Origin of the sequence: Streptomyces sp. NPDC012835, assembly GCF_042900885.1 — a bacterium.
Taxonomy (GTDB): domain Bacteria; phylum Actinomycetota; class Actinomycetes; order Streptomycetales; family Streptomycetaceae; genus Streptomyces.
The window spans coordinates 775518-801744 of the sequence record NZ_JBIBBW010000001.1; the positions used below are offsets into that span (position 1 = coordinate 775518).

29 protein-coding genes are annotated in these 26227 nt (G+C 72.4%); 13 read left to right on the forward strand and 16 right to left on the reverse strand.

Going from position 1 to position 26227, the window contains the following annotated elements; genetic code table 11:
* Positions 1-31 precede the first annotated feature (31 nt).
* The 3 genes from ACFY6S_RS03225 to ACFY6S_RS03235 are packed head-to-tail and all read right to left on the reverse strand — an operon-like array spanning position 32 to position 3075.
* A complete protein-coding gene (locus ACFY6S_RS03225) occupies positions 32-865 on the reverse strand; it encodes a carbohydrate ABC transporter permease (RefSeq protein WP_388822062.1) in 834 nt (277 codons plus the stop codon).
* A gap of 5 nt (positions 866-870) precedes the next feature.
* The gene (locus tag ACFY6S_RS03230; RefSeq protein ID WP_388822065.1) at positions 871-1830 is read right to left on the reverse strand and encodes a carbohydrate ABC transporter permease; all 960 of its coding nucleotides are present in this window, start codon (positions 1828-1830) and stop codon (positions 871-873) included.
* 15 nt (positions 1831-1845) lie between these two features.
* Positions 1846-3075, reverse strand: coding sequence for an extracellular solute-binding protein (locus ACFY6S_RS03235; RefSeq protein ID WP_388822068.1), 1230 nt, complete (start codon positions 3073-3075; stop codon positions 1846-1848).
* Positions 3076-3165: 90 nt separating this feature from the next.
* Here ACFY6S_RS03235 and ACFY6S_RS03240 point away from each other — a divergent pair, with 90 nt between their 5' ends.
* Positions 3166-3432, forward strand: coding sequence for a hypothetical protein (locus tag ACFY6S_RS03240; RefSeq protein ID WP_388822071.1), 267 nt, complete (start codon positions 3166-3168; stop codon positions 3430-3432).
* Between the two features lie 76 nt (positions 3433-3508).
* Here ACFY6S_RS03240 and ACFY6S_RS03245 read toward each other — a convergent pair whose 3' ends face one another.
* Entirely contained in the window at positions 3509-4213 is a 705-nt protein-coding gene (locus ACFY6S_RS03245; protein WP_388822073.1) for a TetR family transcriptional regulator, read from the reverse strand.
* Positions 4214-4314: 101 nt separating this feature from the next.
* Between ACFY6S_RS03245 and ACFY6S_RS03250 the strand changes: the two genes are divergently transcribed.
* A complete protein-coding gene (locus tag ACFY6S_RS03250) occupies positions 4315-4779 on the forward strand; it encodes an SRPBCC domain-containing protein (protein ID WP_388822076.1) in 465 nt (154 codons plus the stop codon).
* A gap of 95 nt (positions 4780-4874) precedes the next feature.
* On the opposite strand, the gene ACFY6S_RS03255 is transcribed toward ACFY6S_RS03250, so the two are convergent.
* From ACFY6S_RS03255 to ACFY6S_RS03265, 3 genes are all read right to left on the reverse strand, one after another.
* A complete protein-coding gene (locus tag ACFY6S_RS03255) occupies positions 4875-5942 on the reverse strand; it encodes a LacI family DNA-binding transcriptional regulator (RefSeq protein ID WP_388822079.1) in 1068 nt (355 codons plus the stop codon).
* A 119-nt stretch (positions 5943-6061) separates the two neighbouring features.
* Positions 6062-6472 (reverse strand): VOC family protein, encoded by a 411-nt coding sequence (locus ACFY6S_RS03260; protein ID WP_388822082.1) that lies wholly within the window; start codon positions 6470-6472, stop codon positions 6062-6064.
* Positions 6473-6482: 10 nt separating this feature from the next.
* Positions 6483-6938 (reverse strand): helix-turn-helix transcriptional regulator, encoded by a 456-nt coding sequence (locus tag ACFY6S_RS03265; RefSeq protein WP_388822085.1) that lies wholly within the window; start codon positions 6936-6938, stop codon positions 6483-6485.
* Between the two features lie 256 nt (positions 6939-7194).
* On the opposite strand from ACFY6S_RS03265, the gene pgm reads away from it, so the two are divergent.
* Positions 7195-8835, forward strand: a complete 1641-nt coding sequence (gene pgm / locus ACFY6S_RS03270; RefSeq protein WP_388822088.1) for a phosphoglucomutase (alpha-D-glucose-1,6-bisphosphate-dependent) — start codon at positions 7195-7197, stop codon at positions 8833-8835.
* 52 nt (positions 8836-8887) lie between these two features.
* Here pgm and ACFY6S_RS03275 read toward each other — a convergent pair whose 3' ends face one another.
* From ACFY6S_RS03275 to ACFY6S_RS03300, 6 genes are all read right to left on the reverse strand, one after another.
* Positions 8888-9640, reverse strand: coding sequence for a DedA family protein (locus ACFY6S_RS03275; protein WP_388822091.1), 753 nt, complete (start codon positions 9638-9640; stop codon positions 8888-8890).
* 116 nt (positions 9641-9756) lie between these two features.
* Entirely contained in the window at positions 9757-10536 is a 780-nt protein-coding gene (locus ACFY6S_RS03280) for an ABC transporter ATP-binding protein (RefSeq protein WP_388822094.1), read from the reverse strand.
* An 11-nt stretch (positions 10537-10547) separates the two neighbouring features.
* Complete coding sequence (locus ACFY6S_RS03285; protein WP_388822097.1) at positions 10548-11324, reverse strand: ABC transporter permease; 777 nt, start codon at positions 11322-11324, stop codon at positions 10548-10550.
* Positions 11321-12163, reverse strand: coding sequence for an ABC transporter permease (locus ACFY6S_RS03290; protein ID WP_388822100.1), 843 nt, complete (start codon positions 12161-12163; stop codon positions 11321-11323). Before ACFY6S_RS03290 ends, ACFY6S_RS03285 begins: the two co-directional genes overlap by 4 nt.
* On the reverse strand, positions 12160-13119 hold the full coding sequence (locus ACFY6S_RS03295) for an ABC transporter substrate-binding protein (protein WP_388822103.1): 960 nt from the start codon (positions 13117-13119) through the stop codon (positions 12160-12162). The genes ACFY6S_RS03290 and ACFY6S_RS03295 overlap by 4 nt, the downstream gene beginning before the upstream one ends.
* 178 nt (positions 13120-13297) lie before the next feature.
* Positions 13298-13915 carry a GNAT family N-acetyltransferase gene (locus tag ACFY6S_RS03300; protein ID WP_388822106.1) on the reverse strand — a complete coding sequence of 206 codons (618 nt, stop codon included), beginning with the start codon at positions 13913-13915 and terminating at the stop codon, positions 13298-13300.
* Positions 13916-13987: 72 nt separating this feature from the next.
* On the opposite strand from ACFY6S_RS03300, the gene ACFY6S_RS03305 reads away from it, so the two are divergent.
* The 5 genes from ACFY6S_RS03305 (at position 13988) to ACFY6S_RS03325 (ending at position 17444) form a co-directional block, all read left to right on the forward strand.
* Positions 13988-14602: a TetR/AcrR family transcriptional regulator gene (locus ACFY6S_RS03305; RefSeq protein WP_388822109.1), complete on the forward strand. Its 615-nt coding sequence runs from the start codon at positions 13988-13990 to the stop codon at positions 14600-14602.
* Positions 14603-14700: 98 nt separating this feature from the next.
* Positions 14701-15651 (forward strand): sugar kinase, encoded by a 951-nt coding sequence (locus ACFY6S_RS03310; protein WP_388822112.1) that lies wholly within the window; start codon positions 14701-14703, stop codon positions 15649-15651.
* Entirely contained in the window at positions 15648-15872 is a 225-nt protein-coding gene (locus tag ACFY6S_RS03315; RefSeq protein WP_388822115.1) for a hypothetical protein, read from the forward strand. The genes ACFY6S_RS03310 and ACFY6S_RS03315 overlap by 4 nt, the downstream gene beginning before the upstream one ends.
* Before the next feature lie 14 nt (positions 15873-15886).
* The gene (locus ACFY6S_RS03320) at positions 15887-16552 is read left to right on the forward strand and encodes a bifunctional 4-hydroxy-2-oxoglutarate aldolase/2-dehydro-3-deoxy-phosphogluconate aldolase (RefSeq protein WP_389461331.1); all 666 of its coding nucleotides are present in this window, start codon (positions 15887-15889) and stop codon (positions 16550-16552) included.
* Between the two features lie 130 nt (positions 16553-16682).
* Positions 16683-17444 (forward strand): SDR family NAD(P)-dependent oxidoreductase, encoded by a 762-nt coding sequence (locus ACFY6S_RS03325; protein WP_388822913.1) that lies wholly within the window; start codon positions 16683-16685, stop codon positions 17442-17444.
* An 89-nt stretch (positions 17445-17533) separates the two neighbouring features.
* Here the strand turns inward: ACFY6S_RS03325 and pepE are convergent, their stop codons facing one another.
* Complete coding sequence (gene pepE / locus ACFY6S_RS03330) at positions 17534-18265, reverse strand: dipeptidase PepE (protein ID WP_388822121.1); 732 nt, start codon at positions 18263-18265, stop codon at positions 17534-17536.
* 186 nt (positions 18266-18451) lie between these two features.
* Positions 18452-19267 carry an IclR family transcriptional regulator gene (locus tag ACFY6S_RS03335; protein WP_388822124.1) on the reverse strand — a complete coding sequence of 272 codons (816 nt, stop codon included), beginning with the start codon at positions 19265-19267 and terminating at the stop codon, positions 18452-18454.
* 392 nt (positions 19268-19659) lie between these two features.
* Between ACFY6S_RS03335 and ACFY6S_RS03340 the strand changes: the two genes are divergently transcribed.
* From ACFY6S_RS03340 to ACFY6S_RS03360, 5 genes are all read left to right on the forward strand, one after another.
* The gene (locus ACFY6S_RS03340; RefSeq protein ID WP_388822127.1) at positions 19660-20661 is read left to right on the forward strand and encodes a DUF1177 domain-containing protein; all 1002 of its coding nucleotides are present in this window, start codon (positions 19660-19662) and stop codon (positions 20659-20661) included.
* Positions 20662-20924: 263 nt separating this feature from the next.
* Complete coding sequence (locus ACFY6S_RS03345; protein WP_388822130.1) at positions 20925-22652, forward strand: OPT family oligopeptide transporter; 1728 nt, start codon at positions 20925-20927, stop codon at positions 22650-22652.
* 147 nt (positions 22653-22799) lie between these two features.
* The gene (locus ACFY6S_RS03350) at positions 22800-23540 is read left to right on the forward strand and encodes an AroM family protein (protein WP_388822133.1); all 741 of its coding nucleotides are present in this window, start codon (positions 22800-22802) and stop codon (positions 23538-23540) included.
* A gap of 138 nt (positions 23541-23678) precedes the next feature.
* Positions 23679-24386 (forward strand): aspartate/glutamate racemase family protein, encoded by a 708-nt coding sequence (locus ACFY6S_RS03355; protein WP_388822136.1) that lies wholly within the window; start codon positions 23679-23681, stop codon positions 24384-24386.
* A 475-nt stretch (positions 24387-24861) separates the two neighbouring features.
* Complete coding sequence (locus ACFY6S_RS03360) at positions 24862-25932, forward strand: AI-2E family transporter (RefSeq protein ID WP_388822139.1); 1071 nt, start codon at positions 24862-24864, stop codon at positions 25930-25932.
* On the opposite strand, the gene ACFY6S_RS03365 is transcribed toward ACFY6S_RS03360, so the two are convergent.
* The gene (locus tag ACFY6S_RS03365) at positions 25923-26078 is read right to left on the reverse strand and encodes a DUF6131 family protein (protein WP_388822915.1); all 156 of its coding nucleotides are present in this window, start codon (positions 26076-26078) and stop codon (positions 25923-25925) included. The two genes, ACFY6S_RS03360 and ACFY6S_RS03365, sit on opposite strands and share 10 nt — an antisense overlap.
* Positions 26079-26227: the final 149 nt, after the last annotated feature.

The window sequence follows — 26227 nt, forward strand, 5'->3', positions numbered from 1 at the left end:
CGGCCGGGGTGCGGAGGGCCGGGCGGCCCCGCTATTTGACGGAGCCACCGGTGATCCCCGCGGCGACGTATTTCTGCGCCAGCACGAGCAGGATCGCGGCGGGGACCGCGGAGACGACGGCGGTCGCCATGACCGCTCCCCAGTCGCTGACATGGGCGCCGATGTACTCGTACATGCTCAGTGTGATGGGTTTGACGTCGTCCGTGGTGTTGAGGGTCAGTGCGAACATGAAGTCCGACCAGGCGAAGAGGAAGGTGAACAGCCCTGCGGTGATCAGGGCGTTGCGGCTCATCGGCAGCACGATACGCACGAACGCGGTGAACCGGTTCGCGCCGTCGACGAGGGCCGCCTCCACGACCTCGCGCGGGATCGACACCATGAACGCCCGCAGCAGCACGATGGAGAACGGCAGCCCGAGCGAGGCGTCGGCGAGGACCAGCCCCGGCACGGAGTTGACCAGCCCCAGATCGACGTAGGCGCTGTAGAGGGCGTTGGCGATGACGATGCCCGGCACCATCTGGGTGATCAGCGTGGCGAACACGAGGGCGCGGCCGGACCGCAGCCCGAACTGCGCCAGCGCGTACGCGGCGGGGGCGGCGAGCGCCAGACAGACCACGACCGCGCCGACCGCGACGACGAGGCTGGTGACCAGGGAGCCGCCCTGGCTGCTCAGCGCGCGCTGGAAGTTGTCCCAGCCGGCCGAGGTGGGCAGCCAGCGGGTGGCGGCGAGGCTCTCGCCCGGCTGGAGGGCGATGTTGAGCATCCAGTACAGCGGGAAGAGCAGGACGACGAGGACGGCCAGCGCGATGACGGTGTTGCCGGCGCGGCGCGTCGAGCCGGCCGCGTGCGGTGTGCGAGTGGGCACGGCGGTCACTTCCCCTGGCCGAAGTCGGAGCGGTTGGCGCGCAGATAGAGGACGGCGAAGACCGCGCTGACCAGGACGAGGACATTGCCGACCACGGCGCCCTGGCCGAAGTCCAGTTGCTGGAAGGAGAGCTGGTAGGTGAGGGTGCCCAGTGTCTGGGTGGAGTCGGCGGGGCCGCCGCCGGTGAGGGCGAGGATCAGATCGAGGATCTTCACCGTCGACATGAAGCCGAGGATCAGTACGACGGTGACGACCGGCCGCAGCAGCGGAAGGGTGAGGTCGCGGAAGGTACGCCAGGCCCCGGCGCCGTCGAGGGCGGCGGCCTCGTACAGCTCGCGCGGGATCTCCTGGAGCCCGCCGTAGAGGATCACCATGTTGAACGGGATGCCGATCCAGACGTTGACCAGGATCGCGGCGAACAGGGCGACGTTCGGGCTGCTCAGCCAGGGGATCGCGGACGACGTGAGGTGCAGGTCCATCAGCAGTGTGTTGAGGACACCGGTCTCCTGGTCGAGGAGTTTCCGCCAGACGACGGCGGAGACGACCATGGGGACCAGCCAGGGCAGCAGCAGGACGGCGCGGACGAATCCGGAGAGCCGGAAGCGGCGGGAGAAGAAGACGGCGAGCGCGAGGCCGAGGACGAACTGGCCGAGCAGGGAGCCGAGGGTGAAGATCACGGTGTGCCGGAGCGAGTCGGAGAACAGCGGGTTGCCGAGGACCCCGCGCCAGTTGTCGAGGCCGTTGAAGGGCGACTCACCGGTGAAGTAGGTCCGTGGCGTGTAGTGCTGAAAGCTCATCAGGATGTTGCGGACGAGCGGATAGCCGAAGAAGGCCAGCATGTAGAGGGCGGCGGGGGCGACGAAGCACCAGCGCAGCAGGGTGGCGCGGCGGCGGTCGCGCGCCGCGCCGGCGGGTTTCGTGTGCGCGGACGGCGTGGGTACGGCGGTGGTGACGGTGGTGGTCATGACGGTTCGCTCACCTCACTTTCCGGCCGTGGCCCGTGACTGGGCCTGCTTCAGCGCGTTTTCGGGCGTGGAGCGTCCGGTCAGTACGGACTGGAACGCGCCGGCCAGCGCGTCGGAGACGACCGGCCAGTGGGCCCCGGCGCGGCCGGTGCGCGAGCGGGCGGTGGCCACCTGGTCGGCGAAGGCGCCGAGCTTGGGATTCTGGGCCTTGTAGGCGGCTGCCGCCGCTGTGCGGGTGGGGACGTTGTAGACGGACTCGCCCCAGTCCACCTGGTTGCGCTGCTCGTTGAGGCAGTTGATGATCTTCGCCGCTGTCCGCTGCCGTCCGCTGTCCCCGGTCCTCGGCAGGGCCATCACCGTGCCGCCGATGGGCGGAACCGGGGGCCGGCCGGCCTCGGGGACCGGCACGGGGGCGACCTCCCAGGCGAGGTCCTTCCGGGCGCCGAGCACCGGCACCTGCCAAGGACCGTTGATCATCATCGCGGCGCGTCCGGCGATGAACTGGTCGTTGACATCCTGCTGGTTCCAGGTGACCACGGCGCTGGAGGCCGACTTGCTCGTGACGAGGTCCTTCCAGAGCTGGAGGGCCGGGGCGCCCTTGCCGTCGTCGAGCCGGGTCTCGTCCCCGCCGCCGGACCAGAAGAACGGCAGGAACTGATAGACGCCGTCCGCGTCGGGGGTGGCGCTGAAGGCCATGCCGAAGGTCCTGCCCCGGGTGAGCTTCTTGGCCGCTGTCTTCAACTCGTCCCAGGTGGTGGGTGGTTCGACGCCGGCCTCGCGCAGGAGATCCGCGTTGTAGATGAGCGCGAGGGAGTTGACCGACCGGGCGATGCCGTACGGGGTGCCCCGGAAGCTGCCCATGCTCACGGCGCCCTCGGACATTCCGGTGACATCGACCCCGGCGTCCTTGAGGGGAAGGAGGCCGCCGGTGTCGGCGAACTGCGGCAGTTCGGAACCGTCCAGTTCCAGGATGTCCGTCAGGGAGTGCGACGAGGCCATCCGCAGCGCCTTGGCAGCGACTTGGTCGGCGGGGACGCTGGTCTGCCTGACCCGTACGCCGAGCGGCTTCGCGCAGCGGTCGAAGAACTTCTGCTGCTCGCTGTGTTCATGGCTGTCCGTGGCCGAGTTCAGCACGGTGAAGGTCCCGGCATCGGGCACCTTGGCGCATCCGACCAGCCCGGACGCGACCACGAGCACGGTGAGGATCAGGGTCGGCGCCGGTGGGCGCCGGCGGAGGGAAGGCATGGCGAGGGGCTCTCCGTTCGGTCTACGGCTCTGTAAGGAGACGGAGGTGACGCGGGGGGCGCGGGCGGTGGCGCGGAGGTGCCCGTACCGGTGGTGGACAAGTTGGTGAACAGCGTGGTGAACAGCGGGTCGAACGCGCGTCGAATCGATTCGATTGACGATGCGGCGATGCTAGGCGCTGCCGGATACGGCGACAAGGGGTGCGGCACGGATCGCCTGAACGCCCGTGGCGGACCGACCGCCGGCGATCAGGGCGCGCGGAAGGCGGCGGGAAACCGGGCCCGGTCAGGAACGCGGGAGCACACGGCGATCCGGGTGTTCCACCCGCAGCGGCTTTCCACCCACGGAGGCTGGTGACGGGCCCCGTCGACAGGCGGGCGGCCTCGGGCAGGGGAGATGCCGCTCGTCGCCGCCCCGGGCCGGGGTGGCTGTTTCACCGGCCGAGGGTCAGTGAGTCAAGTCCGGTGTCGATGAGTCGGGCGGCGCGCTGGACGTCGGCGCTGACTGCGTGGCGCAGTTCCTCGGGGGTGCGGGCGCGGTTCAGGTGCCTGCGGAGCGCCTGGAACTGGATCGGCCACAGGGCGAGCAGGGCGGTCGCGGCGATCTGCGGTTCGGGGTCGTCCGGGCTCATGTCGGTGCGCTGGGCCAAGACCTCGGCGACGACGGCGATCTGCTGGTCGGTCGTGTCGCGCTGATAGGCCCGCAGGGACGGGGTGAATCTGATCAGCATGCCGAAGCGCAGAAACATGGCCTTGGCCTCGGCCGGGTCGTCCTGTGCGCTCAGCCACGACGTGACGGCGGCCAGCTCGCCGGAGAGAATCTTCAACGCGGCTTCGACCGGCGCCAGGTCAGGATCGGCCAGTGTGGTCCGCAGGGAGTTCAACGTGGCTTCACCCAGGTCAAGGACGAGGGATTCCTTGGTCGGGAAGTAGTTGAACACTGTTTTCTCCGACACGCCGCACGCTTCTGCGATCTCGGCGACCCGTACGGCGTCGAAGCCCCGTTCCATGAACATCTCGGTGGCCGTGTCGGACAGCTGCCGGCGCAGCATCCGCTTCTTGCGCTCCCGCAGCCCCTCGGCGGCGGGTTCCTCCTCGCGCGGGCGCAGAGCCGTCCAGTCCACCGTCCGCAAAGTCATCACGCAAGCATAGTCCCGTCGCCATATATTTGCTGTTACTGTAAATTGTCATTGGCTGTAAATTAGCGCTGGGGTGGACGCACCCATCCCCGAGGAGCCGCATGAGCGCCATCCACATAGTCCGCGACTACCCGCACCCGCCGCAGAAGGTCTGGCGTGCGGTCACCGATGCGGAGCTGATCCCGCTGTGGACGGCCACCGGCGCCGGCGCTCGGCCGGAGGGCTTCGCCGCCACCGTCGGCACCACGTTCAGGTTCATCGCGAAACCGAAGCCCGGCTGGAGCGGCGTCGTGGTCTGCGAGGTGTTGGAAGTGCGCGAGCCTTCGCTGCTGCGCTACTCGTGGCAGGACGAAGGCGGAGGCGAGGTGACCGAGGTCGCCTACCGGCTCGAACCGCACGGCGGCGGAACGCGCTTCATCTACGACCACACCGGCTTCACCGGTGCCGGAGGCTTCTTCATGGCCAGAATCCTCGGCACCGTCCGCACCAAAATGCTCACCAAGGGCCTGCCCGCCGTGCTGAACGACCTCGACGGCCGAGGCACCCTGCGCCCGGAAACCCCCTAGCCCCACGCGGCTCTACGGCAAGGCCGGCACGAGACCCGCTGAACAGCGGGCATCTCCGAACCCCACCGCGTCCCCAACCTCCGTGGACCGAACACCTAGCGTCCGGGGCCCAACGGCGCCGTGCCCGGCAGCAGGGCGGGGGCGATCAGCAGATGACCCACCGCGTCGGCGAGGAGCCGCTCACCCGGCTCCGTGCCCCGCGCCGGGTCCTCACGCAGCGCCGCAGCGGCGGAGACGGCGAGCCGGGTGACCTCGGTGGCCAGGGTCTCGACGGGCAGTTCGATCCGCGGCAGCCGCCGGCTGGACGGATCGCCCGGCAGCGTGCCGATGACCACGACGGTGAGATCCTGCGGCACCCGCAGCCCGGCCGCCGTCACGGACGCCAGGATGTGATGGTGTGCGGAGGGGTGCTGGACGACGAGCGCGGTCGGCCGCGCTCCCCCGGCGGCGCGGCCGACCCCGAGCAGGGGGTGCAGCCGGTGGGCGAGGCCGGCGGGGTCGTTGACCGAGTGGACCACCTCGACGGCGGCTCCGGTGGTACGGGCGCCCAGCCGCGCGCCCGCGATGCCCCGCAACGCGTAGCTGCGCCGCCCCCTGACCTCCGACTCGCCGGGCGCCAGATAGACCAGGTCCCGATGGCCGGCGGCGGCCAGTTCGCGTACGGCGAGGGCCGCCGCCGCCTCCCAGTCGAGGTCGGTCCACGGGAGGGCGTCCTCGTCCGCGGGGCGCCCGATCAGCGCGGCGGGGAAGACCAGTTCCCGTACGACGTCGATCCGCGCGTCCTCCATGTCGACGGCCATCAGGACCGCCGCGTCGGCGAGTCCGCTGCGTGCCACCCGGCGCAGCCCCTCGGCCTTGTCCCGGGAGGTGGTGAGCAGCAGATCGAAACCGCGGGCGTTGGCGGCGTCGCTGACCTCGATGGCGAAGCGTCCGTCGACCGAGTGCCGTTCCCCGGCGGCGCGGGGCAGGGCGAGCGCGAGTACGTGCGTGCGGCTGCTGCGCAGCGTCCTGGCGCTGGCCCGCGGGTGGTAGCCGAGGGCGTCCACCGCCTCCCGTACCCGGCGGCCGGTCTCCTCGGAGATGGGCCGGGAGCCGTTGAGGACGTACGACACGGTGCTCGGCGCGACCCCGGCCCGTTCGGCGACGTCCCTGATGGTGGCCATCCTCGACCCCTTCGATGATGCGGGCACGACGCCGCTGAGCGTACTGAGGGCGTGAGGGGCCACCCTATCGAACCGGCTCGCGGGGCCGGTCCGGCGGCGGACCGCACCACGCGCCCCCGCTACACCTGGGGTGTCTGCGAGATCCGCACCATGTTGCCCGAGGGGTCCCGGAACGCGCAGTCGCGCGGGCCCCACGGCTGATCGGTGGGCTCCTGGAGCACCTCGCCGCCGGATGCCAGCACCTTCTCGAAGGTCGCGTCGAGATCGTCGGAGCGGAAGATCACCATCGGCAGAACTCCCTTGGTGAGCAGGGCCTGAAGGGCGTCGCCGTCGGCCTGGGACCGGCCGGCGTGCGGCTCCGAGAGCACGATCTCCACGCCGGGCTGAGCCGCGCTGCCGAGGGTGACCCAGCGGAAGTCGCCCGAGGCGACGTCGTTGCGGATGTCGAGGCCGAGACCGTCACGGTAGAAGGCGAGTGTCTCGTCGAGGTCGTTGACGGTGATATGGCAGTACTGGAGTGCGATGTTCATGCGGCCCACGTTAGGCGGCGGCCTCGGGGGGCGCTTCTCGAATCCTGCTCGGTGTGCCGGAGGGCCTCACGGCCCGGGCGGGCCGGGTGCGCGCCTTCGCCACACAGGGCGGCATCGCCGTCACGGCCGGATGCTCCCGGGCGCGGTAGGCGCTGGGTGTCTCCCCCACGATCTCGGTGAACCGCGAGCTGAACGAGCCCAGCGACGTACAGCCCACCTCCACGCAGGCGTCGGTCACACTCCACCCGGCACGCAGCAGCGCCATCGCCCGCTCGATGCGACGCGTCATGAGATAGCTGTACGGCGTCTCGCCGTACGCCGCCCGGAACCGCCGCGAGAAGTGGGCCGGGGACATCAGCGCGTGTCGCGCCATCGACGGCACATCGAGCGGACGGGCATGGTCGCGGTCGATCGCGTCCCGGGCCCGACGCAGGTGCGCGAGGTTGGCGAGGTCCTGCTGATCCATGCCGCGAGGCTAACACCCACCGCTGACAAAGCATCCCTGACCTGCGGAAACGCCCGAAAACACCCGGCGGCGCCCCGGAGCGCCGAGCCCGCCGCCCGCCGCGACGCTCCCGCCGGTTCGCCCCCGAGCCGCCGGCGCGTGACGCCACGTCCGCCGGAGGCCGGGCCGTACGGCGGGGCAGTCACCGGCCGCCGCCGCCAACCGGGAAGATGAACCGACGAATCGATCGCACCAACCGATGTGGAGGAGTGCGCAGATGCCGCACGAACGAGCGGGACAGCCGGCGCGGCCGGAGGACCTCATCGATGTCGCCCGTCTGGTGACCTCGTACTACGCGCTGCACCCCGATCCCGAGGAGCCCCGGCAGCGCGTCGCGTTCGGAACCTCGGGGCACCGCGGGTCGTCGCTCGCCACCGCGTTCAACGAGGACCACATCGCCGCGACCAGCCAGGCGATCTGCGAGTACCGGACCCGGCAGGGCACGGACGGGCCCCTCTTCCTCGGCGCCGACACCCACGCGCTCTCCGAGCCCGCGCGGGTCACCGCGGTCGAGGTGTTCGCCGCCAACGGGGTGACGGTGCTCATCGACAGCGCCGACGGCTACACCCCCACCCCCGCCGTTTCGCACGCCATCGTGACCCACAACCGGGACCGTGCCTCGGCTCTCGCCGACGGGGTGGTGGTGACCCCGTCCCACAATCCGCCCGCCGACGGCGGTTTCAAGTACAACCCGCCCAGCGGCGGCCCGGCGGGCTCCGAGGCGACCAACTGGATCCAGGACCGCGCCAACGAGATCATCGCGGGCGGCATGAAGGATGTGCGCCGCATCCCGTACGCCCGCGCGCTGGCCGCTCCGGGCACCGGGCGGTACGACTTCCTCGGTACGTACGTGGCGGACCTGCCGTCCGTCCTCGACCTGGACGCGGTGCGCGCCGCCGGTGTCCGGATCGGGGCGGACCCGCTGGGCGGCGCGTCGGTCGCGTACTGGGGCCGGATCGCCGAGCAGCACCGGATCGACCTGACCGTGGTCAACCCGCTGACCGACCCCACCTGGCGGTTCATGACGCTGGACTGGGACGGCAAGATCCGGATGGACTGCTCCTCGCCGTACGCGATGGCCTCGCTGATCGACCGGGCCGGTCAGTACCAGATCGCCACCGGCAACGACGCCGACGCCGACCGGCACGGCATCGTCACGCCCGACGGCGGACTGATGAACCCGAACCACTATCTGGCGACCGCCATCGGCTATCTCTACGCCCACCGTGACCGGTGGCCAGCGGGCGCGGGCATCGGCAAGACACTGGTGTCCTCCGGGATGATCGACCGGGTCGCCGCCGATCTCGGCCGCGAGCTGGTCGAAGTCCCCGTGGGCTTCAAGTGGTTCGTGGACGGGCTGTCGGACGGATCGCTCGGTTTCGGCGGCGAGGAGTCGGCCGGGGCGTCGTTCCTGCGGCACGACGGTTCGGTGTGGACCACCGACAAGGACGGCATCATCCTGGCGCTGCTCGCCTCGGAGATCCTCGCCGTCACCGGCTCCACGCCCTCCGCGCACTACACCGCGCTCACCGACCGCTTCGGGGAACCCGCGTACGCGCGTATCGATGCCCCCGCCACCCCTGCCGAGAAGGCGGTCCTGGCCCGGCTCTCCCCCCGGCAGGTCAGCGCGGACACCCTCGCCGGGGAGCCGGTCACGGCGGTGCTCACCGAGGCGCCCGGCAACGGCGCGGCCATCGGCGGCATCAAGGTGACCACCGAGAACGCCTGGTTCGCGGCCCGCCCCTCGGGCACCGAGGACGTCTACAAGGTCTACGCGGAGTCCTTCCTCGGCACCGATCACCTCGCCCGGGTGCAGGAGGAGGCCAAGGCGGTGGTCGCGGCGGCGCTGAGCGGCTGACGCGGCAGTCCGGGAGGGCGCGGGGAAGGCAGGGGGGAGGGCGGCGGCCCGGTCAGTGGGGGTTCCCGCGCTCCTCCGGGTCCCCGCGCTCCCCCGGGTCCCCGCGCTCCTCCGGGTCCCCGCGCTCCCCCGAGCCCCTGCGCTCCTCCGGGTCCTCGCGCCCCTCCGTCCCGCCGGGCCGTCCGGACTCCGCGCGCTCCGCGCTCGCCCTGCGGCGCCTGCGCAGCCCCCACCAGGCCAGCGCCACGAGCACGAGCGCCGCGATCACCACCGCCGCGATCACCCCCACCCGCGACTCGATACGGGTGAACGCGGCCCCGGCGAAGTAGCCGAGCACCGTGCAGCTGATGCCCCAGCTGAGTCCGCCCAGGGCGTTGAAGAGGAAGAACCGGCGGTACGCCATGTCGGAGAGGCCCGCGAGGGCGGGCATCAGCGCCCGGAGGAAGGCGACGAAGCGGGCCAGGAACACCGCCACAGCGCCGCGCTCGCGGATCATCTCGCGGGCGCGGTCGGTGCGTTCCTGACGCCTGCGCAGCGTCCGGGTGGTCAGGACGCGGTCGCCGAAGTGGCGGGCCACCGCGTAGCCCATGCTGTCGCCGAGGACCGCGGCGAGCACCACCACCGCCGTCAGCCACCACAAGGACACCCTGCCCTGGCCCGCCAGCACTCCGCCGAGGATGGCGGCGGTCTCCCCGGGCAGGACGAAGCCGACGAACAGCGCGTCCTCGCAGAAGACGAGCGCGCCGACCACGGCGTAGATCAGGGGGCCGGAGAGCCCGTTCAGCCAGTTGGTGATCGTGTTCATCCGGCGCGTCCTTCCGGGTCCGTCCGGACGATACCGGGCGCGGGGGCGCCGACCTGCGTGCGGACACGGCCGGGGACAGGGAACTTCGGTCGCCGGGGGGCGGGAACCGGCGCCGCTCAGCCCCGGCCCGGGTGGATCGCGGCCTGGATCCGCTCGTACACCTGGGCGCGCAGCTCGGCGAACCGGGGCTCGGCCCGGGTGGTGAGCTGGTCCCGGTCGGCCGGCAGATCGACCGTCAGCTGTGCGCGCACGACCGTGGGCGAGGCGGACAGGATCAGGACGCGCTGCCCGAGGTAGACGGCCTCGTCGATGTCGTGGGTGATGAAGAGGATCGTCATGCCGCGCTCCCGCCAGAGCCGGCGGACGAGATCCTCCAGCTCCGCGCGAGTCTGGGCGTCCACGGCGGCGAACGGCTCGTCCATGAGCAGCACTTCGGGCTCGTACGCCAGGGCGCGGGCGATCGCCACCCGCTGCTGCATGCCGCCCGAGAGCTGCCAGGGGTAGGCGGCGCCCGCGTCCGCGAGATCGACGGCCCGCAGCGCGTCGGCCACCAGCGCGCGGCGGCGCTCCTTGCCGAGCGGCTTCTTCCGGCGCAGCGGCAGTTCGACGTTGGCGCGCACGCTCATCCAGGGGAAGAGGCTGCGGCCGTACTCCTGGAGGACGACGGCCATCGCGGGTGGCGGTCCGGTGACACGCCGGCCGTTCAGCAGGACCTCGCCGGAGGTCGGGGCGAGGAGTCCGCCGACACATTTGAGCAGCGTGGTCTTGCCGCAGCCGGACGGGCCGACCAGGCAGCACAGCTCACCGGCGGCGACGCCGAAGGTGAGATCGCGGATCGCCTCCACCCGGCGGCCGTGCCCGTCGTAGGTCTTCGCCAGGCCGCGCACGTCCAGCATGGGGCTTCCCTTCATGACGGCCGTCCGGCCGCGCGCAGACCGTGGTACCAGCGCAGGGCCCGGCGCTCGACCAGCCGCAACAGCGTGGCCAGTACGAACCCGAGCAGCCCGAGGAGCAGGATGCCGCTCCACATCTCGGGGATCGCGAACCCGCGTTGGAACTGGACGACGGCGAAGCCCAGGCCGTTGCTGGCCGCGAACATCTCGCTGATGACCATCAGGATGAGGCCGATGGAGAGCGCCTGGCGCAGGCCCGCGAAAATCCGCGGGCTCGCCGATGGCAGGGTCAGACGGCGCAGCCGGTCGATCCCGGTGACGCCGTAGCAGCGGGCCGTCTCGGACAGGACGGAGTCGACGGCGCGGACGCCTTCCACGGTGTTGAGGAGGACGGGCCAGACCGTGCCGCTCGCGATGACCACGATCTTCATCGTGTCGCCGATGCCGGCGAACAGCATGATGACCGGCACCAGCACCGGCGGCGGAACGGCCCGCAGGAACTCCAGCACGGGTTCGGCCGTCGCCCGCACCCAGCGGTATGTCCCGACGAGAATCCCGGCGGCCACCCCGGCGACGGCCCCGATCGCGTATCCGGCGGCCAGCCGGGCGAGGCTGGGCAGGACGTCGTGGGCGAGCCGGTCGGCGTTCCACACGTCGCCGAAGACGCCGAGGATGGTCCGCAGGGGCGGGAAGTAGACGCTGGTGGCGCCGGCCGAGGCGGTCAGCCACAGGAGGAGGAGCAGGGCCGGCGGTACGACGGTGAACAGCGCCCGGCGCAGGGCGTGTCTCACGGGGCGGCCTCCCCGCGTACGGACTGGTGCCAGAACAGGGTCCGGCGCTCCACCCCTCTCGCCCCGAGGTTGATCAGCACCCCGAGCAGTCCGGTGACGACCACGAGGGCGTACATCTCGGGGACGGCCTGGGAGGTCTGGGCGACGGCGATCCGGGACCCGAGCCCCGGCGCGCCGATGACCAGTTCGGCGGTGACGGCGAGGATCAGGGCCACGGCGGCGGCCAGCCGGACGCCCGTCATGACGTACGGCAGCGCGGTGGGCCACAGCAGGTGGCGGATTCTCGCCCAGGTGCCGAGGCCGTAGGAGCGGGCGGTCTCGGCGGCGACCGGATCGACGTCCTGGATGCCGTGCAGGACCTGGACGAGGACCTGCCAGAAGGCGGCGTAGACGACCAGGAGCAGGGTGGACCGCAGGTCGGTGCCGTAGAGGAGGACGGCGAGCGGAATCAGCGCGACGGAGGGGATGGGGCGCAGGAACTCGATGGTCGAGGCCGTCGCCTCGCGCAGATACGGTACGACCTCGATCAGGGTCCCGAGGGCGACGGCGCCGGTGGTGGCGACGAGGAGGCCGAGGGCCCACCCGGTGAGGGTGTCGCCGAGGGCCGACCAGAACGCGGGGTCGGCGGCCTCGGCGGCCAGGGCACGCAGGACCCGGGTGGCGGGCGGGAAGAAGTCGGCGGAGACGACGCCGGTCCGGGAGACGGTCTCCCAGCAGGCGAGGAAGCCGAGGATCCCGGCGCCGCCGAGGAGGGCGTGGGGCGGGTCGGCGGCGCCGGGGCCGGACGACGCGCCGGCGCCGGGGCCAGCCCCGCTCCCGGCGCCGGTCGTGGCCGTCATGGCAGCAGCTCGTCCAGGTCGGGAGCCGATGTGAAGAGGCCGTCCTCGGTGCCGAGCGCGGCCAGCACCTCGATCGACGCCCGGTTGGGTTCCTGGGGCCAGTGCGGCAGCGTCATCGCGCGCCGGGTCGCCTCGGGGATCCGGGTGTAGGTGGTGAGGATCTCCCGTACCTCGTCGGGGTGTGCGGTGGCGTAGGCGAGCGATTCCTTGGTGGCCGCCCGGAAGTTCTCGACCAGCTCGGGGTTGCGGCGCTCGTACGGGACGGAGGTGAAGTACAGGGCCACGGTGAGATCGGGCGCCACATCGACGAAGTTGGAGGCGATCACCCTGCCCCCTCTGCCCTTGATGGTGGAGAGTGCGGGCTCCACCGCCCAGGCGGCGTCGACCTGGCCGCTGTCGAGGGCGGCGGCCATCTGGTCGAAGGCCAGCTCGACGAAGGTGACCCGGTCCGGGTCGCCGCCCGCCTTGCGCACCGATTGCCGTACCGAGGTGTCACCGATGTTCTTCAGCGTGTTGACGGCGACCTTCCTGCCCGCGAGGTCCTTGGCCGTCTTGACCGCGCTGTCCTTGCCGACGGTGATGCCTCCGACGTCCGCGCCGTCCTCGCCGGTCGAGGCGCCGCCGTTCGCCACGGCCCTGACCGGGACCTTGTGGGACCGGGCGATCATCAGGGAGGTCACGTTGGAGAAGCCGAACTGGAACTGTCCGCTGATCACGCCGGGCACGATCGCGGCGCCGCCCTGGGCGGTCCTGAGCGTCAGGTCGATACCGCGGTCGCGGTAGAAGCCCTGTTTCTCACCGAGGTAGAGGGGAGCGACATCCACGATGGGGATGACCCCCACGGTGATCGCGACCGTGCCGTCGTCCCGCCGTCCGCCCGGGGAGTCCGACGAACCGCAGGCGGTGAGCGGGGCCAGGACCGCGAGAGCGGTGAGTCCGATGAGCAGACGACGCATGAACACCCCTTGAGAGATGACCTGTTCGGACTGTTCGCGGATCGCAGAGTCATTCTCGGGTCGAACACGACGCGCGTCCAGTCCGCGTCGGACGGCCCGCCGTCCGACTGAACGACCGCTAAGGGGCCGGGACTTCGGGGACACCGCCCGCCGGGTCGGCGCCCTTCGGACCGATGCCCTACACGTCCGTCTCCCGTACGGCGAAGGGCGCGGCGGTGGCCGGGGTGTCCCGGGAGCCGGACAGCGGCGGCGGGGAGAGGGGCCACTCGTCGGCGAGTACGGACCAGATCTCCTTGTCGTGCCGGACCCCGCGGTACGGGTAGCGCTGCCGGAGCACCCCGTCGCGGGTCATACCGAGCCGGCGGGCGGTCTCGGCGCTGCGGGTGTTGCCCACGGCGGCCCACCACTCGACCCGGCTCATCCCGCGCTCCCCGAACGCCCAGTCGATCAGCGCCCGGGAGGCCCTGGTGACCAGCCCCCGCCCCTCCCCCGCCGACTCCAGCCAGCAGCCGATCTCACAGACCCCGGAGGCGGCGTCGAAGGTGGTGAACATGACGCCGCCGACCAGTGTGCCGTCCAGCCAGATGCCGTGGATCCGCGCCGTGTCCTTGGCCTGGTTGTCCGCGTACCGCTGGAGGACCGAGGTGGCCGAGGCCAGATCGGTGGAGAAGGTCGCCCAGGGAATCCAGGGGTCGACGTGGGGCCGGGCGCGGTCGATGTGGGCGAGGAACTCCGGTGCCCGCCAGGGTTCGAGCGGGCGGAGCAGGGCGTTGTCGCCCAGGGGGAGCGCGTACACGGCGGCCTCATTTCGACGCGGGACCTGACGGAAGCAGGTACGTAACGAGTGTTCGGTATGTAAGGTAACAGCATGCCGCCCGCACGAGGAGACCGCGATGCCCGCCGCGAGGACGTCTCGGAGGCGGTGTGGCGGACGCTCGCGGACAAGGGGTTCGGCGGGCTGACCCTGCGCGCCGTCGCCGCCGAGATGGATGTCTCGACCGGGATGCTCATGCACTACTTCCCGACCAAACGGGCGCTGGTCGCCCACGCCCTGGACGTCCTGGAGAAACGCACCGCCGAGCGTCCCCGGCGCGGCAGACCCGTCGCGGGGCTGGCCGCTCTGCGTGCGGTGCTGCTGGACATCCTGCCGCTCACCGAGGACGACACGGCCCGCAACCGGGTCTGGGTCAGCTCCTGGGATCTCGCGCTCGCCGACGAACAGCTGGGTTCCGGCCAGTTGGAGCGTTACGCGCGCATGCGCACCGCGATCCGGCCGCACATCGAGGCGGCCCGCGACCGGGGCGAACTCCCGGCCGACGCCGACCCGGACCAACTCGCCGCCACAGCCGTCGCGTTCACCCACGGCCTGGTCGTCCAGGCCCTCTTCGACCCCGGACGGTTCCCCGAGTCCGTACAGGTCTCCCTGGTCGACGGGTTCCTGCGCGGTCTCGCGGCCGGCGGGCCCGGCACGCCGCCGCCGTGACTGATCCATCCGACCGCGACAGCCGTACGCGGACGACCAGTTCGGCCACGCCCGCGGCAACCGTCAATCGCCACCGAATACGCAGAGGTGCGGAAGAAGTGTCAGACCACGAAGTCCTGTGCCTCGGGGAGGCCATGGTCCTGGTGACGCCCCGGCAGGGCAGGCCCCTCGCCACCGCGCCCGACGCGTCCCTCTCGGTCGCGGGCGCCGAGTCGAACGTCGCACAGTACCTCGCCGATCTCGGACACCGGGTGGCATGGGCGAGCCGGGTGGGCAGCGATCCGCTCGGTGACAGGGTGGTCGCGGCGGTCGCCCGGCCCGGGGTGGACGTGCGCTACGTCGAGCGGGACCCCGCCGCCCCCACGGCCGTCTACTTCAAGGACCCCTCCCCCGAGGGCGGCACCCGGGTGCACTACTACCGGACCGGGTCGGCGGCCTCCGGGCTCACCCCCGCGTATCTGGACACACTCCCGATCGCCCGGGCGCGGCTGGTGCACCTGTCGGGCGTCACCGCCGCGCTGTCGGCCGGCTGCGCCCGTACCGCCACCGCCCTGCTCGACCGCGCACGCGAGGCCGGGGTACTCCGCTCGTTCGATGTCAACTACCGCCCGGCGCTCTGGAGTACCGAAGACGCCCACGCGCCGCTGCTCGCCCTGGCCCGGCAGGCCGACGTCGTGTTCGTCGGGCTCGACGAGGCGGCGGAGGTCTGGGGCACCACGACCGCCGAGGACGTACGCGACCTCATCGGTCCCTCCGTGAGCGTGGTGGTGAAGAACGCGGAGGTCGGCGCCGTGCTGTTCGAAGCGAACAGGGGCCCGGGCGCGGGCACGTTCGTTCCCGCCGAGCCGGTCGCCGTGGTCGAGCCGGTCGGAGCGGGAGACGCGTTCGCGGCGGGCTACCTGTCGGCGTGGCTGCGGGACGAACCGCCCGCCGAGAGGCTGCGTCTGGGGCACCGGGTCGCCGCCTTCGCGCTCGGCTCGGTCGAGGACCACGCCGACGCCACGTCTCTGCGCCGCCCGGCGCTCGACCCGGACGGTACGGTCCGATGAGCCAGGCGGTCGAGCGATCCATCCGGATCCCGGAGCTGCTGAGCGAGGGCCCGCAGCACCCGGCCGCGCGACGAACGGTCCCGGGCGGCACCGGCACCGTACGCACGGCCTTCGCGGTCCCCGCGGTGAAGGCGCGGACCGACCTCGTCCCGCACACGCTTCTCCCGGCCATCGGACACACCGCACCGGCCGTCTCTCGCACACTCGGGTGGACCCAATGAAACCGATCAAGCCCATGAATCCCCTGGACACCGCGTCCGGACGGCTGTTCCAGGACGCGTTCGACACACTGCCGCTCATGGCCATCCTGCGCGGCTTCGATGTCGCACGCACGGTGGAGGTGAGCCGACGGGCGTGGGACGTCGGGATCCGGCTCGTCGAGGTGCCCGTGCAGAACGAGACGGCGGTGGCCGCCCTGCGCGCCGCGGTCGAGGCCGGGCGGGAGCGCGGAGCCGTGGTGGGCGCCGGCACGGTGACCACCGTCGAGCGGGTCGAGCGGGCGGTGGAGGCGGGCGCGGGCTTCACCGTGGCTCCCGGCTTCTCCCGCGAAGTCGCCGAGGCATCACTCGCGGCGGGCCTGCCGCACCTGCCGGGCGTCGCGACCGCCTCGGACATCCAGCAGGCCGAGGCCCTCGGGCTCACCTGGCTCAAGGCGTTCCCCGCGGCCGCACTCGGTCCCGGCTGGATCACCGCGATGCACGGCCCGTTCCCCGAGGCGCGCTTCGTCGCGACCGGCGGCATGAACCTCACCAACACCAGGGAATTCCTCGCCGCCGGGGCCTCGGCGGTGTCACTCGGGTCGGCACTGGCCGACCCCGACCGGTTCGCACAACTACCCGAACTCATCGCGGCGATCAAGGAAGCGATCCGGATCGAGGACCACACCCGGACCACCGATTGATCACGACTCGACACGCGCTCTAGTGTGAGCCGTCGGACAGGTGCGAAACGGGTGCGGAACAGGGCCGGCCAGGTGCGGAACAGGCCCGACGCCCGACGGACAGCGAGCAGTGAGGAGTCGCGGTATGCCCATGAGGCGAGTGCTGGTCACCGGAGCGTCGCGGGGAATCGGCCGGGCGGTGGCCCGGGCGTTCGCCGAACGCGGTGACCGGGTGGCGGTGCACTACGCGACGCGGCGCGAGGACGCGGAGCGGACGCTGCGGGAGTTGCCCGGCGAGGGGCATGTGCTGGTCGGCGGCGATCTCGCGGACGCCGAGGTGGCCCGGGGCGTCGTCGAGGAGGCCGTGCGGGCTCTGGGCGGAGTCGATGTCCTGGTGAACAACGCCGCGCTCGCACCGGGGGCCGACAACCGTCACGCGGTGGCCGACGTCTCCTATACGGACTGGCAGGAGATCTGGCAGCGCATGATCCAGGTCAACCTGCTGGGCTCGGTGAACGTCACCTACGGGGTCGCGCGCCACCTCATCGAGCGCGGCGAGCCCGGCAGCATCGTCAACATCGGGTCACGGGGCGCCTTCCGGGGCGAGCCCGACTTCCCCGCGTACGGGGCGGGCAAGGCCGCTCTGCACGCTTTCGGGCAGTCGATGGCCGTCGCGCTGGCGCCGCACGGCATCGCGGTGGCCTCCGTGGCGCCCGGCTTCGTCGCGACCGAGCGGCAGGCCGGCAAGCTGGCCGGCCCGGAGGGCGGGGCGCTGCGCGACCAGAGCCCCTTCGGCCGGGTCGGGACCCCCGAGGAAGTGGCCGCCGCGGTGCTCTATCTCGCCTCGCCGGAGGCCACCTGGGCGTCCGGCACGGTGCTCGACGTCAACGGCGCCTCCCACCTGCGCACCTGAACCCGCGCGGCGCGCGTACGGGCGCGGGCCCCCGCTCTCACCGGGCCGGACCGGCCGTCGGGCCGTCAGCGACCGTCTCACCGGCCCGGTCAGGACGCCGCCGTGTCGAAGCGCGGCTCCTCCCGCAGCAGTGCGCTCAGGTCGTGGCCGGGCCCGATCTCCGAAGGCCGCGCACCGCGCCGGAAGACGACACCGCCCGCCTCGATCCCGCCCAGCGTGAGCCGGTCCGCCTCCCGGCGCAGCCAGGTCCCCTCGCGCAGGCCCACCACCGGCACGTCGTTCTCCTCCAGGAACTGCTCCAGCCGCTGCGCCCGGGTCTCCCCCATGTGCGCGGTGTCCGGCCGGGCGTCCAGATAGTGCGGGTTGATCTGGAACGGCAGCAGCCCCAACGCCTCGAACGACGGCGGCTGGACGATCGGCATGTCGTTGGTGGTGCGCAGGGTGGGGCAGGCCATGTTGGTGCCCGCGCTGGACCCCATGTAGACCGCGCCGGCGGCGACCCGTTCCCTGATCGCCCGGACCAAGTCGTACCGGTACAGCGCCGTGAGCAGCCGGAAGCTGTTGCCGCCACCGACGAACACCGCCTCGGCCCCCCGTATCGGTTCGGCCGGGTCCGGTGCGGTGTGAGCGCCGGTCACCTCCACCCCCAGGGGCGCGAGGGCCTCGGCCACCTGCGCGGTGTAGCCGTCCCGGTCGGCCAGGGCGTACGGCACGAAGACCAGCCGGCGCGCCCCGTCGAGTACGGAGCCGATCTCCTCCCGGGCGTGGTCGAGGTAACCGTGTCCGGGCGCGGTGGAGTTCGAGAGCAGCAGCAGACGCATGATGGCCTTTCCTGGCGATGATTCGTGGGTGGCGAGGTGGGGACGCCAACGGTTTCACGGCGGCGGGCGTCGGCGGTGCGACCCCTCCTGAGCGGCCCTTTGGTACGGCCGCCCCCTCGGAGTGGCCCCTTGCGAACGGGCCCTCCCGAACGGTCCCTTCCGAGCGGGTCCTTCCGAGCGGGTCCTTCAGCCCTTGCCCGGTCGCCCGGCCCGCAACGGCCGCAGCGGAGTCAGCAGTTTGCCCAGGTCCGCCGCCGCGTGGAGCAGGGGGTCGACGAGTTCCGTCTTGCGGGCCCGGAACGCGTCGAGCGGAGCGGCCACGGACAGGGTGCCCACCGGCCGCCTGCCCACCATGACGGGGGCCGCGAGCGCCGCGGTTTCCGGATCGTACTCGCCTTCGGAGTACGCGTAACCGTTGCGCCGCACTTCGGCGAAGCGCTCCTCCAGCAGGGCGGGATCGGTCAGCGTGCGGTCGCTGAACCGGGCCATCGGCCGACCGTACAGCAGTGCCGCCCGGTCACCCGGCGCGAGCATACCGAAGTAGGCGCGCGAGGTGGCGCCGGCGTGCGCCGGATACAGCTCGCCCGCCAGCCCGTAGATGCGCAGGGGGCCGGTCGCCCCGTCCACCGCCGTGACGCAGCGCATGTGCACCCCGTCGGGTACGGCGAACAGAGCCCCGACCCCCACCGCCTCCGCCATGGCCCGCAGAGTGGGCCGGACGAGACTGGCCATCCCGCCGTCCCGCTCCCAGACCCGCGCCAGATGCCAGACGGCGGGACCGAGCCGGTACCGGCGGGAGCGGGCGTCGGAGACCAGGAAGCCCCGGTAGGCGAGCGCGGCCAGCAGCCGTTGCGCCACCGATTTGTCCAGGCCGAACTCCGCGGCGACCTCGGTGACCCCCCACTCGGGACGCTCGCGGTCGAAGGAGAGCAGGAGGCTCAGGACGCGGTCGGCGGTCTGGAGCGGAGGGGGCGTGTCTGTTACTGGAGTGCTGTCAGCCATGGCAGAAGCGTAAACAATCCCGCATATAGAGAAAACATTGCGCTACGCGCTCGGGGAGGCGGATTGTGAGCCACGTTGGCGTGAATCCATCGCGATGGACCCCGGACGGGACACCCCCGTAGGGCCCGACCCCGAACGGCCCGGCCGGTACGGCGAGAGCGAGTGCGGGTTCGGGTGCTGCTTCGGGTACGACCCGGGACCGCACGGCCGATCCCCTACGGGCAACCCCCGCCAGGGACCGCGCACACGGAAACCGCCGACGGCCGCGCGGCGGAACGCCCGGAGCAGTCCGGACCCGTCCGGAACCGGGCTCCGCCATGCGGCCGACCGCACCCGCCGCCCGTCAGGTCAGGCCGCCGCACCGCCCGACCCCTGTCCCGAGAGGCCCTCTCTTGCTGAAGCACGTCCTTGAGATCATCGAACTCCTCGACCGTCCGCAGACCAGCGGGGAGCTGCTCGCCGAGCGTCTGCGGGCGGTCCGGGCCACCGCCGCGGCCGACGCCGCCGAGGCTCCTGCGGACGCCGGTGCCGACGACCGGCCGGCGCCCCGGATCGAGGTGCGCACGGTCACCGGCGACCAGGGCAGTACCGACTTCGTATCCGTCACGATTCCCGGCCGGAACGGACGGCTCGGCGGCGGTGACGCCCCCACCCTCGGCATCCTCGGCCGGCTCGGTGGAGTGGGCGCCCGCCCGGAACGTATCGGCCTGGTCTCCGACGCCGACGGCGCGGTGGCCGCGCTGTCCGCTGCCGCCAAGCTGCTCGACATGCACGCCCGGGGTGACGTTCTGGACGGCGACGTGATGCTTTCCACACATGTGTGCGGATGGGCGCCGACTCGTCCGCACGACCCCGTACCCTTCATGGATTCCCCGGTGGACACCCTGATCTGCAACCAGGAGGAGATCTCGTCCGAGATGGACGCGGTCGTCTCCATCGACACCACCAAGGGCAACCGGCTGCTCAACCACCGGGGGATCGCCCTGTCCCCCACCGTCTGTCAGGGCTGGATCCTGCGGGTCAGCGAGGACCTGCTGTCCGTCCTGGAGAGCGTGACGGGAGAGCCCGCCCGGGTCCTTCCCGTGACGACGCAGGACATCACCCCGTACGGCAACGGGGTGCACCACATCAACTCCATACTCCAGCCCGCCATCGCCACCGACGCCCCGGTGGTCGGCCTCGCGATCACCGCCGGCACGGCGGTGGCCGGGTGTGCCACCGGCGCCAGCCACGAGGGCGACATCGCGGTGGCGGCCCGGTTCGCGATCGAGACGGCGAAGGAGTTCGGGCGCGGGGGCGCCCGGTTCCTCGACCCGGACGAGTTCGCGCGCCTGGTGGAGCTGTACGGGCCGATGACCCGGCTCCAGGCCGCCCCGGCCGGGGCACCCGCCTAGGGCTGTCCCGTCCGGATTCCGCCGGATCGCCATCGGGGTGCCGGTCCGCCGCCGCGCCCCGGCGGCGGACCGGCACCGGGGCCCGCCCCCATCCGCTCCCCCGAGCCGCTCGGGCAATGACGCACCGCGGTCCGGGAGACCCGCGCTCCCGCGCATCACAGCCCGCGGTGGTACACGCGGTACGCACTGTCGCAAGCCCCCTACGGCCGTCGCCCCGCACAGCCGTCGACCCGTACGGCCGCGCCGTCCCTTCTGGAGTCCCCTTGAACCCGAGAGCCTCGACCGCCCCCACCGGCTCGGCCGCCCCGTCGGACACGACGGGGGCCCCGGCCAGGCACCCGCGCGCCTTCGAACCGATCACGCTGATCATCACGATCGTGATGTCGGTCCTCGGTGCCCTGATCGGCATCGTGCTGATCACCTCCCTCGGGATATCCCCGAACACGGCGGTCATCGGTGCGCTGATAGCGATGCTGATCGGCCGGATACCGGTCGGCATACTGACGCGGATGCGCTCCCAGCACCGGCAGAACCTGGTGCAGTCGGCGATCTCCGGTGCCACGTTCGCCGCCGCCAACTCCCTGCTCACACCCATCGCGGTGCCCTTCGCCCTGGGCCGTACGGATCTGGTGTGGCCCGTGCTGGGCGGCGCCGCCATCGGGCTGGCGGTCGACAGCTGGGTGCTGTTCCGTGTGTTCGACTCCAAGCTGCTGCCCGCCACCAACTCGTGGCCAGCGGGCGTCGCCGCGGCCGAGACCATCAAGGCGGGCGACAGCGGCGGGCGCAAGGCGGCCGTGCTCGGCGCCGGCGCGCTGGTCGGCCTGGTCGGCGCGGTGCTGAAGCTGCCCACCAGCGCGGCGGGTGTCGGCTTCCTCGGCAACATCTGGGCGCTGCTGATGTTCGGGATCGGGCTGACCGTCGCCCAGTACGCCCCCGGTGTGCTGCACGTCGACCTCTCGGCCGAGCATGTGCCGCACGGCTTGATGATCGGTGCGGGGCTCGTCGCCCTCGTACAGGCGGTGCTGCTGATGAAGGGCCGCAAGAGCGGTGGCAAGGACCGTCCGGCGGGCGCCCGCACAGCGGACGGGGGCGTCCGGGCGGACGGCGACGCGGCCGCTGACGAGGCTCAGGAGCCCACGGTCGGGACCCCGCAGCTCCGCCGGGGCCTGCTGGAAGGCATGACGCTCTTCCTGTGCGGCGCCGTCGTGGTCGCGGTCGCCGGCGGTGTGGCCGGCGGAATGTCCGTGCCCGGCCTGATCGGCTGGGTGGTGCTGGCCGGCGTCGCCGCCCTCGTGCACCAGCTCATCGTGGGGCTGGCGGCGATGCACTCCGGATGGTTCCCGGCCTTCGCCGTCACCCTGATCGTTCTCATCGTCGGTCTGGTCCTGCACATCCCGACCGTGCCGCTCGCCCTCCTGGTGGGCTACACCGCCTCCACCGGCCCCGCGTTCGCCGACATCGGCTACGACTTCAAGGCGGGCTGGCTGCTGCGCCGGGGCGCCACCCCGTGGAAGGTGTTCGAGCTGGACGGCCGCCGCCAGCAGTACCTGGCCCAGCTCGTCGGCTTCGCCGTGGCTCTCGTGGTGGTCGCCATCGCCTGGAAGTCGTTCTTCGCCGACGGCCGCGTTCCGCCGGTCTCCGAGGTGTACGTCGCCACCATCAAGACCGGACTCGACCCGGGCACCATGCGCACCATGCTGCTCTGGGCCATTCCCGGCGCGCTGATCCAGTTCCTCGGCGGGTCGTCCCGGCAGATGGGCGTCCTGCTGGCCACCGGACTCCTCGTGGCCACGCCCAACGCCGGCTGGATGGTGCTCGGCGCGCTGGCCATCCGGCGCGGGTACATCGTGTGGCGCCGTCGTGGTCTGACCGATCCCGAGGCGCGCGAGGACTCCGACGAGCAGGCCGAGAACGATCTCGCGCTGGTCGGCGCGGGACTGGTCGCCGGCAGCTCGCTGAACGACGTGGGGCAGCTGACCAAGGCCCTGTAGGCAGCTCCCACCCACCGGAGCGGGCCGGCCGCTCACGGCGCTCGTCCGTACGGCGGTCGCGCGCCGTCGTCACCACGGCGCCACCGGCCGGCCCGCCGGCTCAGCACCCACCACCCACCACTCATCACTCGTCGCGAAGGAACGGTCATGGACGTCTCCGACAGCGGAAGCCGTGCGCACACCCCGGCTCTCGGCCTTGTCACCATCGGTCAGGCCCCGCGCACCGATCTGCGCCCGGACGCCGAACCACTCCTGCCGGGCGTGCGCCTGGTCGAACACGGCGCCCTCGACGACGACCGCTTCGACGGCGACGCCGAGGCCGGGACCCGTCGGCTGCTGGCTCCCGAGCCCGATGAGGCGCCCCTGGTGTCCCGGCTGCGCGACGGCGGCTCCGTGCTGCTCGGGCACGCCGCGCTGATCCCGCGGATGGAGAAGGCGGTGGCCCGCGCGGAGCGGGACGGGGCCGCCGCGACCCTCGTACTGTGCACGGGCCGTTTCCCCGCCGTCGCTTCCGCCCGGCCGCTGCTGTTCGCCGAGCCGCTGGTGCAGCGGGCCGTCGCGGCCCTGGTCGGGGACGACCCGGTGGGGATCGTCTGCCCGCACCCGGCGCAGGCCGAGGACGTGGCCGGCCGCTGGTCGGCCGTGCTGCCCGGTCCCGTACGGGCCGCCGGGGCCAACCCCTACGCGGCACGGGAGGACGCTCTCGCCGAGGTCGCCGAGGCCGCGCGTACGCTCGCCGCCGACGGCTGCTCCTGGCTCGTCCTGGACTGCATCGGCTACACGGAGGAGATGCGGCGCGCGGCGGCCCGGGCGGCGGGCCGCCCCGTACTGCTGGCGCGGGCGCTGGCGGTACGGATGGCCGCGGAGGCGGTGGCCGCTTTCGGCTGACGGTGACGCCGGCGAGGACCCGGCTCCCCGACGCCCGCCACGATCCACACCGGCGGCCACGCGGATCCGCCGCGACCGCCGCCATGGCCACCGCGACGGCCCGGACCGTCGCACTCCCACCGCTGAGGAGCGACCAGCATGCAGTACGCCCCGCCGTCCGCACCGGCCCCCTCGCCCGTGCGGTCCGCGCCGACCGCGCCGTCCGCGCAGCCCGTCGGCATCATCCGGGTCCTCACCAGCGAAGACGCGGAGGCGGTCGCGGAACACGGCCGCCTCCTCGAACGTCACTACGGCTTCCCGACCGTCTCCCGGTGCGTCCCCGGGCAGCCGTACGGCATCCACGACCGGGAATCGGAGCGCCGCGCCGAGCCGAAGATCGTGGCCCTGGCCCGCGAAATGGCCGCCGAGGGCGCCGGCGCCCTCATCATCAGCTGCGCCGCCGACCCGGCGCTCGAACAGACTCGGCGGGCCGTGGACGTACCGGTGATCGGGGCCGGTGCGGCGGCGGCCGCCGTGTCGCTCGGCCTCGGGACCCGCGTCGGGGTGCTGGGCATCACCGATGAGGCGCCGCCCGGAGTGCGCGCCATCCTCGGAGACCACTTCGCCGGCGCCGTACGCCCGCACGATGTGCGCCGTACGACCGACCTGGGCACGCCCCGAGGCGGCGTGGCGGTACTGGAGGCGGCGGCGCGGCTGGTCGAGTCGGGAGCGGACACCGTGCTGCTCGCCTGCACCGGACTGACCACGATCGGCATCCGTCCCCGCCTGGAAGACGAGCTGGGCGTCCCCGTGGTCGACGCGGTCCTCGCGGCCGGCCTGATGGCGTCGTACAACCGGACCCGCTGAACGGCCGGTGCCACGGGCACCCTCCGCGTACGCGCCGACCGGACCACCTGACATGCCCAGGCCGCTGTAGGGGGACGCGCAGTGCGCGGCGTCCGCGACCAGGATCACGCGCCCTGGGGACCAGGGGCGGGGCACAGGGGGCGGGGCGAGCAGCGCTGCCGACCGACCCTGGCCCCGGTCAGCTCCGGTGGGCTGCTGGGTCCGGGCATCCGCCTGTGGGGGTGACTTCGCGCGCACGCGGTCGCGGGAACCGGAACGACGCGCCGTCGTCTGGTACCAGCAAGGAATGCCCAGGCGATCGCACCAGCAGCCCGACCTTCCGGAGCCCGGCCTCCCGGATTCCGGCCTCCCGCGCGACGGGCGGCGGCGCCGGATCCGCGCCGTCTCGCGCCGGGCGTCGCGACGCGGCGGCGGCCCCGCAGCCCGGCGCGCCGGAACACGGCGCCCGGCGTCCGCTCCGAGAGGGGAGCCGGACGTGGCCCCCACGCTGCGGACGAGCGCCGCCTACGCCTGGCGGATCCTCCTCGTGGCAGCGGTCGTGTACGCCGCGCTCGCCGTCCTGGGACGGTTCCACGACCTGGCGGTGGCGGTCTTCCTCGGACTGGTCGGCGCGGCGATGCTGCGCCCGGTGGCGGACTTCCTGGAACGTCTGATGCCGCGGTCGCTCGCCGTCGCGGTGGCACTTCTCAGCAGCATCGTGCTGCTCCTCGGGGTGCTGTCCCTCGTCGGCGAGGTGGTGGCCGCGCAAATGACGGAACTGGAGCGGCAGTTCGGCGATGGTCTCTCCAGGATCGAGCGCCGGCTCGAAAGGCCGCCGTTCCGGCTGAACCCCACAGCGCTGACCGATCTCCGGGCCAGGGCCGGGCATTTCCTGTCCAGTCACCGGTCCGTCCTGATCAGCACGGCGCTCAGCGGGGTGGGCCGATTCATCGAGGTCCTGACCGTCTTCGCCCTGGCGGTCTTCTGCTCGGTCTTCTTCATCCACTCGGGCGAGCGGCAGTGGCGCTGGTTCTGCGGTCAACTGCCGACGGCGGCGCGCGCACGGACGGAGATCGCCGGTCGCGCGGCCTGGGGGACCTTCGTCGGGTACACCCATGGCATCGTGCTGGTGGCGGCGACCAACGCCGTGCTCGTCGGGCTGGCCCTGTTGGCTCTGGGCGTGCCGCTGGCGTTCCCACTGGCGTTGCTGGAGTTCTTCGCCACCTTCGTCCCGCTGATCGGCTCACCGATCGCGCTGGCGGTCGCGGCGGTGGTCGCCCTGGCGCTGAAGGGGCCCGTGGTGGCGGCCGTCGTGATCGCGCTCATCGTGGTGATCGGCCAGATCGAGGGCCATCTGCTCCAGCCCGTCGTGATGGGCTGGGCGGTCCGCCTGCATCCGGTCGTGGTGGCGCTCTCGGTGATCGGCGGCGCGATCGCCGCCGGGGTGCTCGGAGCCGTGGTCGCGGTGCCCCTGATCTCCGTCCTCTGGGCGGTGCGCGGGGCTCTGCGCCGCGACAGCGAACGGGGCCTCGGCGCGCCGGCGCCGAGGCCACCGGGTCACCAGTAGTGGCGCCTGCCGCCCACCGCGTGCCCGAGGGCGCCCAGCACCCAGAGGATCGCGCCGATCGCGACGAGGACGATCCCGATCGTCCACAGAACGGAGATGCTCGTCACGAATCCGACCACAAGCAGGATGATGCCGATGAGGATCACCGTGTGCTCCAATCGCGGTGGTTTTCTCTTATTCTGCGCTCACCGCGCTCCCCCCGCGACCCCGCGACGCCCGAGACGGTCCGCGGGGTCCCGCCCCACCGTCCGCGGGTCGTCGCGTGGCAGGAAGACCGGGTGGGGCCGCGCCCGTA